General features: G+C 76.6%; 1 protein-coding gene. It reads left to right on the top strand.

Features of this window, described 5'->3' with window-relative positions; translation table 11 throughout:
* Positions 1–154: 154 nt before the first annotated feature.
* Positions 155–1,831 (top strand): GAF domain-containing sensor histidine kinase, encoded by a 1,677-nt coding sequence (locus KN815_RS23050; RefSeq protein WP_216343842.1) that lies wholly within the window; start codon positions 155–157, stop codon positions 1,829–1,831.
* Positions 1,832–1,862: the final 31 nt, after the last annotated feature.

Here is a 1,862-nt window from a genome sequence, read left to right as displayed (position 1 = left end):
GCCGCGGGTCCCGGCGCCGCCTCAGCGGGCCTCGCGTGCCAGGCGGCCGATGTCGCAGGCGCCGGCCGACCGGTGCGCAGGCGACGACGATTCACCGGACGGGGCCCAGTGCCAGCAGCGGCGTTCATCTGCGCCATTCATTAGGCTCGACGGCATGGCGGCCGCTGCGCCCTCCCCCGATCCCCTGGACGTGGCCGCGGAGGCGACCCGGGGGCTGCGTGGGCTGTCCACCGAGCTCACGGCGCGGCTGCCGCGGTTGCTGGAGGCGATGCGTTCGCTCGGCGCCGGGCCGGACGCGCACACCGTCCTCGATCGGATCGTGCGCACCGCGGCAGAGCTGGTGGGCGCCCGCCGCGCCGCGATCGGGGTGTACCACGCCGAGGGCGACGCCGCCGGGGAGCAAGGCGGCCTGGCCGATGTGGTCACGTACGGCGACACCGAGACCGACACCAAGACCGACAGCGAAAGCGACCGGGAGCGGTGTGCGGCGCTGCTCGCGCCGTCGGCCGCCCAGCCGCCGGGCTCGTATCTCAGCGTTCCGCTGCGGGTCGGGGAGGAGGTCTTCGGCACCCTCTGCCTCGCCGGGAAGCGGGACGGCGGCCCGTTCACCGAGTCCGACCGGCATCTGGTCGAGGTGCTGGCGACCGAGGCCGGGATCGCCATCGGCCACACCCGCGTCCAGGGGGCCACCCGGCAGCGCGAGCGCTGGATCGAGGGATCGGTGGCCGTCACCCAGACGCTGCTGTCCGGCGGTGCCGGGGAGGGGCCCGCCGTGGTCGCCGAGAAGGTCCGGGAACTCGCGGACGCGGTCGTCGGGATCGTGCTGCTGCCGGAGGAGGGCGAGGGCGGGCTGAAGGTCGCGGCGGTGGCCGCCGATGAGCGGTCGGGGCTGCTCGGCGCCGTACTTCCGGCCCGCTCCCCGGCCGTGCCGAGACTGCTGGCCGGGCAGCCGGTCGTCATCGAGGATCCGGCCACCGACCCGCTGTTCGGCAGCGGCGTCCCCGGGCGCTACGGGCCGAGCCTGATGGTCCCGCTGAGCAGCGGGGACCGGGTGGTCGGCGTGCTGGCCACCGCGCGCGAGCCCGGCGCCCGCCCGTTCACCGCCACGGAGCGCACGCTGGCCGCCCAGTTCGCGGCGCAGACGGCGGTCGCGCTGGTGCTCGTCGAGGCGCAGCGCGACCGGGAGCGGCTCGCGGTCCTCGAGGAGCGCGACCGGATCGCCCGCGATCTCCACGACCTCGTCGTCCAGCGGCTCTTCGCGACCGGGATGCTGCTGGAGAGCGCGGAGCGCCAGTCGGACGCGCCGGAGGTGCGGGAGCGGATCGAGCGGGCCGTCGAGGAACTGGGCGCCACCATCCAGGAGGTGCGGACGGCGATCTACGCGCTCCAGCAGACCCCACCCGAGACGCCGCCCGGGCTGCGCGGCCGGGTGCTGCGGGAGGTCAGGGCGGCCGCCGTGCCGCTGGGCTTCCAGCCGTCCCTGACCTTCGTGGGCCCGGTGGACTCCCGGGTCGGCACGGCGACCGGCGCCCATCTCGTCGCGGCGCTGCGCGAGGCGCTGTCCAACGCGTTTCGGCATGCGCGGGCGGAGCGGATCGAGGTGGTCGTGGACGCCACGGGGCGGCTTGCGGACGGGCGACCGTCGGTGCGGCTGACGGTCGCGGACGACGGGGTGGGCGTGCCCGCGGGCGGGCGGCGCAGCGGTCTGACGAACCTGGTGCGGCGGGCCGAGGCGCTGGGCGGGTCGAGCGGCGTCGGCCCCGGGCTCGGGGAGGACGGGCGCGGTACGGCGGTGGTGTGGGAGGCGCCGCTACCGAACGGGGGCGCCTGACGGCGCCGCACGCCGGACTCCGTTGTGCGCT

The sequence above is a fragment of the Streptomyces niphimycinicus genome, assembly GCF_018883605.1.
In the GTDB taxonomy this organism is placed as follows: domain Bacteria; phylum Actinomycetota; class Actinomycetes; order Streptomycetales; family Streptomycetaceae; genus Streptomyces; species Streptomyces niphimycinicus.
Note: the sequence above shows the minus strand (reverse complement) of the source record. Positions and strands in the feature narration are given on the sequence as shown.

Excerpts from the sequence above, each read along its gene's own strand:
- KN815_RS23050 (WP_216343842.1), top strand. The coding sequence starts at position 155 with ATGGCGGCCGCTGCGCCCTCCCCCGATCCCCTGGACGTGGCCGCGGAG.